7 protein-coding genes and 1 tRNA gene are annotated in these 8,945 nt (G+C 71.6%); 2 read left to right on the forward strand and 6 right to left on the reverse strand.

Translation table 11 applies throughout. The annotated features are described in order from the left end of the window. Positions 1–51: 51 nt before the first annotated feature. The 4 genes from STRIP9103_RS10110 to STRIP9103_RS10125 form a co-directional block, all read right to left on the reverse strand. Positions 52–612 (reverse strand): HIT family protein, encoded by a 561-nt coding sequence (locus STRIP9103_RS10110; RefSeq protein WP_009307050.1) that lies wholly within the window; start codon positions 610–612, stop codon positions 52–54. Positions 613–763: 151 nt separating this feature from the next. Further along, on the reverse strand, positions 764–2,740 hold the full coding sequence (thrS, locus tag STRIP9103_RS10115) for a threonine--tRNA ligase (RefSeq protein ID WP_009307052.1): 1,977 nt from the start codon (positions 2,738–2,740) through the stop codon (positions 764–766). A 138-nt stretch (positions 2,741–2,878) separates the two neighbouring features. Beyond that, on the reverse strand, positions 2,879–4,102 hold the full coding sequence (locus tag STRIP9103_RS10120) for a hypothetical protein (RefSeq protein WP_048820026.1): 1,224 nt from the start codon (positions 4,100–4,102) through the stop codon (positions 2,879–2,881). Positions 4,103–4,194: 92 nt separating this feature from the next. Then, a complete protein-coding gene (locus STRIP9103_RS10125) occupies positions 4,195–4,761 on the reverse strand; it encodes a DUF4365 domain-containing protein (protein WP_048820025.1) in 567 nt (188 codons plus the stop codon). A 168-nt stretch (positions 4,762–4,929) separates the two neighbouring features. On the opposite strand from STRIP9103_RS10125, the gene STRIP9103_RS10130 reads away from it, so the two are divergent. After that, the gene (locus tag STRIP9103_RS10130; RefSeq protein WP_009307047.1) at positions 4,930–5,658 is read left to right on the forward strand and encodes a 3'-5' exonuclease; all 729 of its coding nucleotides are present in this window, start codon (positions 4,930–4,932) and stop codon (positions 5,656–5,658) included. Between the two features lie 102 nt (positions 5,659–5,760). Here STRIP9103_RS10130 and STRIP9103_RS10135 read toward each other — a convergent pair. After that, positions 5,761–5,832: transfer RNA gene (locus STRIP9103_RS10135), tRNA-Val, on the reverse strand. A 39-nt stretch (positions 5,833–5,871) separates the two neighbouring features. After that, positions 5,872–6,330, reverse strand: coding sequence for an SRPBCC family protein (locus STRIP9103_RS10140; protein ID WP_009307042.1), 459 nt, complete (start codon positions 6,328–6,330; stop codon positions 5,872–5,874). A gap of 102 nt (positions 6,331–6,432) precedes the next feature. On the opposite strand from STRIP9103_RS10140, the gene STRIP9103_RS10145 reads away from it, so the two are divergent. Beyond that, on the forward strand, positions 6,433–8,931 hold the full coding sequence (locus STRIP9103_RS10145) for an SCO7613 C-terminal domain-containing membrane protein (RefSeq protein ID WP_078613853.1): 2,499 nt from the start codon (positions 6,433–6,435) through the stop codon (positions 8,929–8,931). Positions 8,932–8,945: the final 14 nt, after the last annotated feature.

The following is an 8,945-nucleotide window of genomic DNA, read 5'->3' on the forward strand; positions in this document are numbered from 1 at the left end:
GCCCCCTGGGATGGGACGGGTAAGGGCGGCGGGGGCGAGAGAACCCGGTGGTCAGGCCGCCGGCCAGGCCTCCGCCAGCATCTTCCTCGTGTCGGCCAGGAGTTGCGGCAGCACCTTGGTGTGACCGACGACCGGCATGAAGTTGGTGTCGCCACCCCAGCGAGGCACGATGTGCTGATGGAGATGGGCCGCGATACCGGCACCGGCCACGCTGCCCTGGTTCATCCCGATGTTGAAACCGTGCGCGCCGGAGGCGGTCCGCAGCGCGGTCATGGACTGCTTGGTCAGCTCGGCCAGCTCCGCGGTCTCCGGCCCGGTGAGATCCGTGTAGTCGGCGACATGGCGGTAGGGCACGACCATCAGATGACCGCCGGTGTACGGGTACAGGTTGAGCACCGCGTACACATGCTCCCCCCGCCTGATGATCAGCCCGTCCTCGTCCGATTTGGCCGGGATGGAGCAGAACGGGCAGCCGTCGTCGGCCCCAGGGCCGGTCGGCTTGTTCTCGCCCTGGATGTACGCCATCCGGTGGGGCGTCCACAGGCGCTGGAACGCGTCCTGCGTCCCCACTCCGATCTGCTGCTCCGGCTCACTCGTCATGCAGTGCAGCATATGGCTTCGCCCGTTCGCGGCGTGTCGCCGGGTACCGGGGCGGTACGGGCGGGGCCATCCGTACGTTCGGCGACGCCGCGTGGCGCAGGACGAGCGAAGGCCCCCGGGGAGCACCCCGGAGGCCGCAAGCCCCGCTCTGGCGGGGAGCGCGTCACACCTGAATGCGACGCTCCACGACATCGACGAGCTTCGCCAGCGCTTCCTCGCACGGAATGCCGTTCTCCTGCGATCCGTCCCGGTAGCGGAACGACACCGTGCCCGCGTTCATGTCGTCGTCACCCACGATGATCATGAACGGAGTTTTCTGCTTCTGGGCGTTGCGGATCTTCTTCTGCATACGGTCCGACGACGAGTCCACCTCAACCCGCAGGCCCTTCTTCTTGGCCTCCGCCGCGAACTTCTGCAGATACTCGACGTGCGCGTCCCCCACCGGAATGCCCACCGCCTGCACCGGCGCCAGCCACGCCGGGAACGCGCCCGCGTAGTGCTCCAGCAGCACCGCGAAGAACCGCTCGATCGAGCCGAAGAGCGCGCGGTGGATCATGACCGGGCGCTGCTTGGAGCCGTCCGGACCGGTGTACTCCAGGTTGAACCGCTCGGGCAGGTTGAAGTCGAGCTGGACCGTCGACATCTGCCAGGTACGGCCGATCGCGTCACGCGCCTGGACCGAGATCTTCGGCCCGTAGAAGGCGGCGCCGCCCGGGTCCGGGACCAGCGGGAGTCCCTGCTTCTCGGCCACCTGACGCAGGGTCTCGGTGGCCTCCTCCCATACCTCGTCCGAGCCGACGAACTTCTCCGGGTCCTTGGTGGACAGCTCCAGGTAGAAGTCGGTGAGGCCGTAGTCACGCAGCAGGTTCAGGACGAAGGTGAGCGTCTTGTCGAGCTCGTCGGCCATCTGCTCGCGGGTGCAGTAGATGTGCGCGTCGTCCTGTGTGAAGCCCCGCGCACGGGTCAGACCGTGCACCACACCCGACTTCTCGTACCGGTACACGGTCCCGAACTCGAAGAGACGCAGCGGCAGTTCACGGTACGAACGCCCGCGCGCGTCGAAGATCAGGTTGTGCATCGGGCAGTTCATGGGCTTGAGGTAGTAGTCCACGCCCTCGTCGAGCTGCATGGGCGGGTACATACCGTCGGCGTACCAGTCCAGGTGGCCCGAGACCTCGAAGAGCTTCCCCTTCGTGGCGTGCGGGGTGTAGACGAACTCGTAGCCCTCTTCCTCGTGGCGGCGGCGCGAGTAGTCCTCCATGACCCGGCGGATGATGCCGCCCTTGGGGTGGAAGACGGCGAGGCCGGAGCCGATCTCGTCCGGGATGGAGAACAGGTCGAGTTCGTTGCCCAGCTTGCGGTGGTCGCGCTTCTCGGCCTCGGCGAGGAAGTCGAGGTGTGCCTTCAGCTCCTCCTTGGAGGGCCAGGCGGTGCCGTAGATGCGCTGGAGCATGGGGTTCTTCTCGCTGCCGCGCCAGTACGCGGCGGCGTTGCGCATCAGCTTGAACGCCGGGATGTTCCGGGTGGTGGGCAGGTGGGGACCCCTGCAGAGGTCCTTCCAGCACAGCTCACCGGTCTTGGCGTCCAGATTGTCGTAGATGGTCAGCTCGCCGGAGCCGACCTCGACGTCCGCGCCGTCGTCGCTGGAGGCGGAGCCCTTGAGTCCGATCAGCTCCAGCTTGTACGGCTCGGAGGCGAGCTCCTCACGGGCGGCCTCATCGGTCACCACACGGCGGGCGAACTTCTGCCCCTTCCGCTGGATCTCCTGCATCTTCTTCTCGATGGCCTTGAGATCCTCGGGCGTGAACGGCTTCTCGACGTCGAAGTCGTAGTAGAAGCCGTCGCGGACCGGCGGCCCGATGCCCAGCTTGGCCTCGGGGAACAGCTCCTGCACGGCCTGCGCCATCACGTGCGCGGTGGAGTGGCGCAGGATGTTGAGGCCGTCCTCGGAGGAGATCTCCACGCCCTCGACGGTCTCGCCGTCCCGCACCTCGTACGCGAGGTCCTTGAGCTCGCCGGCCACGCGGGCCGCGATGACGGTGCGCTCCCCGGCGAACAGGTCGGCGGCCGTAGTGCCCGTCGTCACCACTCGCTCTTCCCGCTCGGAATCGCGTTGGATGATCACACGGACGTCGGACACCGGTCTCTCCTGCCTGAAGGTGAGTGCGTACGCGACCGCGTACGCAGACACGAATCGTACCGAGCCCCGGGCGACCTATGCGAAGCGGTTGTTTCCGGGGGCAGAACCGGAGGCCGTCAGCCCCTTCCGCACGCCCCCTCAGTCCCCTCCGCACGCCTCCTCGAAGAAGGCCATCGTCTCGACGGTCTCCTGGAGCGACTTCATCAGCCGGTCCCGCTCGGCCTCGTCCACCTGCACGGGTGCGACCCCGTGGGCGTCGGTGAGCCGCCGGAAGCCGCCCCGGCTCTCCAGCCGTCCGTGCACGCGGACCGGCAGCCCGACGAGATGGGCCTGCCCGGCTATGCGGTACGACTCCTCGTCCAGGGTCATCCGGACGTGCGGGACCTCGGCCCCGGCGATGACCCGCAGCCGTACGGTGCCCTCGCCGCGGGCGGCCGAGCGGCGCATCCGTACGACGGCCCCGGTGATCCGTACCGGCATCGACGGCTCCTCGCGCAGATAGCGGGCCCCGGCCTCGCGCAGCACGGGCAGGTCCCCCGGTGAGAACTCGACGGGCTCGGCCGGTGTCGCCCCGCCCTCCGGGACCCCGGCGGCGGGCGCCCAGTCGACGGCGATCCGGGCGCCCTCGCTGCCCCGGACGAGGGCGACCAGGGCCTCGGTCAGCTCATGGCTCACGCCGGCCTCGACGGCGCCGTCGAAGGCGTCCATGCCGCCGGTGGCGCGTTGGTAGTCGATGGCCTCGCGGGTGGCGTAGAGGGCCTGCTGGAGGCGTACGGCGAGGGGTCGGCCGGTGGCGACGGGTACGAAGGCGGTGAGGCGGCGACCGCCGGGGGCGGCTCCGACGAGGACGCCGTCGAGTAAGGCCGCGGCGGGCAGGCGGTGCCGGGCGCCGTGGTAGCCGGCACGCGCGCGTGTGGCGAGCGCGGCGGCGAGGAGCATCTGGCGGGCGGCCGAGCGCAGCCGGTCCTCGACCGCCCAGGAGGCGGTGCCCACGGGCCCGGTCGGCACATCCCTCCACCAGCGGATCTCGTCGCTGGGCACGGCGAGGCCGACCAGGACGTCGCGGGCGGCCGGGAAGCCGCTGCGGGACAGGGCGAGCAGGGCCTCGCCGAGCAGGTCGTCGCTGTCGGGGAAGGCCCGGTTCTCCGGCACGAGCAGGCTCATGCCACGGCCGGCCGGTCCCGGCGGGGTCCAGCGGCCGTACCGCCCGGCGGCCCCACCGCGCCGCTGCCACCCGTGCCGGTGCAGCAGGGCGCCGAGAACCGCGGGGTCGACCCGCGCGGGGTCGGGCGGCCGGCTCCAGGAGGGCTCGACCGGATGCGACCGCACCCGGCGCACGGGCTGATCGATGGGCCGCCGCACGAAGTCGTCCACGTCAGCGGGACGGCGGCGTACCTGCCCGTCCCGGTCGTCGGGGCGGCGTGGGAAGTCGCCGTCGTCGTTGGGGCCGTGGGTCACGGTCTGCCTCCCGTTCCGACCCGCGTCATGATCTCGCAGAGCGCTCGGTCGTCGAAGATGCGCGAGGTCGGTATGCGCACGGTGGTGCGGCGCCGACCGGTGATCGGGTGTCCGGCGAGGTTGATCCAGTAGCAGCAGTGCCGCAGGTCGAGCCGGTCGTGACCGGCCCGGAGCCACTGTTCCCGCGCTCTCGGGACGATCATCACCACGAGGATCTTGTGCACCGAGACGGGTGTGCGGGCGAGCTTCGCCAGGTGGTCGTTGTCGAGCGTGAAGGAGAAGGAGCGGCCCGGGGGGTTCGGCGCGACCTGGTAGGTGGCCTTGAGCTGCACCTTGATGGTGACCTCGTCGTCGACCGTGTGGCCGGGCGCGCTGTGGCTGACGTGCCAGTCGATGCCGTTGTCCGGAAAGGGCTGGGACAGAGAGCACCCGGCTGCCGCGGCGACCGCGTGGAGATAGCCCACCTGCAGTGTCTCCATGCAGGCGGTGGTGGCGAGGGAGCCGCGCTGGGGCACCGCGTGCTCGGACAGCAGCCCGCCCCGCTCGGGCTGCGCTATGGCCATGACCAACAGCCTTTCCATGCAACTGTTTCGCTGTGCCGAGCCCCTGAACTGCGCAGACCCGTACTTCTGTTGTCTCCTTCCGGCGTACGGCGCAAACAGCCCGGGTATCACCAAACAGGCAGAAGACGGGACGTCAGCTGCCCTGGGTGAACGAGGAGTTGTGGACACATGACGTGTTGGTACGAGGGGCCCTTGGCGGCGTTCGACACGGAGACCACGGGCGTGGACGTCGAGACCGACCGGATCGTGTCGGCCGCCGTCGCCGTCCAGGACGCGCCCGGCACCCGCCCCCGGGTGACCCGGTGGCTGGTGAACCCGGGTGTGCCGGTGCCGGAGGCGGCGACGGCGGTGCACGGGCTGACGGAGGAGCATCTGCAGCGCGAGGGCCGTTGGCCGGCGCCGGTGATGGAGGAGATAGCCAGGGCGCTGGCCGAGCAGGCGGTGCGCGGCCGTCCGCTGGTGGTCATGAACGCGCCGTTCGATCTGACGCTGCTGGACCGCGAGTTGCGCCGCCATCGCGCCTCGTCGCTCGACCGCTGGTTCGAGGCGACGCCGCTGCACGTGCTCGACCCGCGGGTCCTCGACAAGCATCTGGACCGCTATCGCAAGGGTCGTCGCACGCTCACCGACCTGTGCGCGCACTACGAGGTCGTCCTGGACGGCGCGCACGACGCGGCGGCGGACGCGCAGGCCGCGATGGACGTCGTACGCGCGGTGGGACGCCGTTTCTCGGCCCGGCTGGCCCGCCTCTCCCCCGCCGAACTGCACACACTGCAGGCCGTGTGGCACGCGGCGCAGGCACGCGGTCTGCAGGCGTGGTTCGCGCGCAGCGGCTCGGAGGAGGAAGTGGACCCGGCGTGGCCACTGCGCCCGGAGCTGCCGGCCGCGGCGGCGTGAGCGCGGGGGCTCGGGCGTAAGGGGTCCTCGCGCCATGCCCGCCCGGGGCGTCGTGGGTGCGCAAAAAACCGGTCCGTCATCGACGGACCGGTCTCTTCCGGGTGGGCGATACTGGGTTCGAACCAGTGACCTCTTCGGTGTGAACGAAGCGCTCTCCCACTGAGCTAATCGCCCGGGAACGCACTGAACAATACAGGTCCCGACGGCTCTGGTTCAAACCGCTCGGCCACCGGCCGCGAGGTGGGCGAGAAGGCCCCGTCGCCCCGCCCGCATCATCAGCGTGTGGTTGGCGCGGAAGACGGGCCGCCCCGGCACGGCGAGCCGGCGCAGCAGGGGCTTGGTGACGTCGACCTCCTGCTCGTAGCGGGCGAGGGTGCCGGTCCCGTCGGCGGTGAGCGTCCAGCGGGCCCAGCCGTCGAGGTCGCCGGTCATCTCGATCTCCAGGATCCCGGCCGCCGGGTCGCTGCGGACCTCCCGCGCGGTGAAGGAGAGGTCGTACGGCAGGACGGACCGGATGCGGATGGTGCCGCTGGTGTCGTCGATCCGGACCACCTCGCGCACCTGGGGCCACCAGCGCGGGTAGTCCTCGGCCCGGTGGAGCACGTCGTACACGGTGGCGGGCGGCGCGGGCAGGGTCCAGCGGCTGCGGAAGCGGTAGTGGCACCAGTCCATGGTCGGATTGTGCCCATACGCGGGGCTTCTGTGCGGGATCTGAGTACAGTCTGAGTATCCGCGCTCATGTCGTACGGCGTGACCGGGGCCACACTCCGGGGCATGACGCATTTTCCGTCCCCGGCGGAGGAGTTGCGGCTCCTCGACACCGAACTGCGGCAGCTCGACGCCCGCCGCACCTTTCTGCTGGCGCGGCGAGCCTGGCTGGTCAACGCCCTGCACACGCGGACCCCGGCCCACACTCCCGCGCCCGCCGGTCCGCCCGCGCGGCGACCCGAGGCGACGGCGCCCGGTGTCCAGAACGTGCTGCTGGTCCTCGGCGGTGTCCTGCTGACCGTGGCGGCGATCGCGTTCACGTTGGTCAGCTGGGGCCACATGGGCATCGCGGGGCGGGCCGTGGTCCTCTGCGCGGTGACCCTGGCCGCCCTCGGCAGCCCTGTGGCCCTGCTGCGGCGCGGTCTGCGCTCGACCGCGGAGGCCGTGGCCGCACTCGGCCTGGCACTGACGGTCCTCGACGCCTACGCCCTGCACGAAGTCACGTTCACCGAAGCGGACGGAACGGCCTACTCGGCAGCGGCAGCGGCCGTACTGGCGGTGACTTGGGCGGCGTACGGCCTGACTCTCGGCGCGCTGGTGCCCACGGCCGTGGACGACGAGAACAGCGCCCCGGCCGCTGGAACCGCCGGAGCAGCCGGAGCCGCCGGATCTCGGAACGACCGGCGGCCGGTCACACGCACCCCACTCCTGCTGCCCCTCCCCCTCGCCCTCACCTCCGCTCAACTCCCTCTGCTCCTCTGGGCGTTCGCGGTGAACGCAAGCCTGGAAGCGTTCACGGTCGTGCTGCTGGTGACCGCCGCGGCCGACGCCGCTGTCGCACTCCGGGTGCGTATGGAACCGGTACGGATCGTCGCCGTGGTCGGCGCGTTCGGTTCGGGTGCCTGGGGTGTGCCGGCGGCCGGGTGGCTCTCCTGGGCCGCCACCGGCCCGAGCGCCGCCGCCCGTGCGGCGGCGCTCCTCGCCCTCGCCGCCGCGCTCGCCCTGACGACCGCGTGGTTCGCCCCGAAGCCGGCCCTGTCCCTCGGCACCGCGCTGACCGGTGGCCTCCTCGCGGTCGCGGCCCTCGGCGGAATGGCACGGGCGGTCCTGCCCGACGAGTGGACGATCCCGGGCCATCTGCTCTGCGGCGTCGCGCTGTTGGCGGTCGTACGCGTCCGGGTGCCCGACCCCGTACGACAGGGCCTCCTCCACGCCTCGGCCACGGTCCAGGCCCTCGCCCTGGCCACCGCCCTGCCCGCCCTCCTCGTCGCGCTGCTGGGCCCCGTCGGCTGGATCGGACGGACCTGGTCCGGCGCCCCCGCGGACGTCCGAGCGGCGGCGACGGTGGACCTCCCATGGCCGCCGAACGCGCAGACCGTGCCCCTGGTGCTCGCCGTCGTCGCGGGAGTACTGGCCATGGCCGCCCGCGCCGTGCCCTGGCGAACCCCGGCGCTGATCGGCGCCCTCATCCTCACTTGGGCGACGCTCCTCACGCTTCCGGCAGTGTTCCAACTCCCGTACGCGGCAGGGCTGGCGGCACAGGGAGCCATGATCGTGGCCGCACTGGTGTTCGCGGGATACGCCCAGCCGACAGCGGCCAAGCGACTTCAGTCACCCCTCCCCCTCACGGCCGTCCTCCTGGCCCTCGCCACCTCCCTCAGCCTGGCCCTCCTCTCCCTCGCCACCGAACCGGCGACACTCACGGTGCTCGCCACCACGACCGTCGTGTTCGCCCTCACGGCCTGGCGCACGCCCCTCGGCCCCCTCACCGCGCCCGCGGCGCTTGCGTACTCCACCGCCCTCACCTGCGCGATCGGCGCGTCCGCCGGCTGGGAGCCGCAGCACACGGCCCTCCTGGTCCTCGCCGTGCCGACCATGGCAGCCCTGCTGGCGGCACGCCTCGGTGACTCCCCCATGACGATCCCGATCGAGGCGACCGGCGCCGCGGCCGGCCTTCTGGCCATCGGCCTCGCGGCCACCGACCCACCCCTGCTCTCGCTGACCCTCGCACTCTGCGGAGTCATCACCGCGGGCACGGCCGTACGACCGGACCGCCGGGACCTCGGCTACGCGGCCACCGCCCTCTTCGTGCTGGCCGCCTGGGTGCGCCTGACGGCCTGGAGCGTCGAGGACCCGGAGGCGTACACCCTGCCGATCACGGTCCCGGCGCTGGCCGTCGGCCACCTCAGGCGCCGCCGAAACCCGGCCGTCTCGTCCTGGACGGCGTACGGCCCGGGCCTCGGCGCCACGCTCGGCCCGAGCCTGGTCGCGGCCTGGGGCGACGAACACTGGCTCCGCCCCCTCCTCCTAGGCCTGGCCGCCCTCGCCGTGACACTCCTGGGCGCCCACCACCGCCTCCAGTCCCCGCTCCTCCTGGGTGGCGCCACCCTGGCCCTGGTCACCCTCCACGAACTGGCCCCGTACATCGCCCAGGTCGTGGACGCCCTCCCCCGCTGGGTACCTCCCGCCCTCGCGGGCCTGGCCCTGCTGGCGGCGGGCGCGACGTACGAGCAACGCCTGCGGGACGCACGCCGGGTGCGGGAGGTGTTCGGAAAAATGACGTGAAGCTCCTGAGCGAC

It is taken from the genome of Streptomyces ipomoeae 91-03 (assembly GCF_000317595.1).
GTDB classification, from domain to species: Bacteria; Actinomycetota; Actinomycetes; order Streptomycetales; family Streptomycetaceae; genus Streptomyces; species Streptomyces ipomoeae.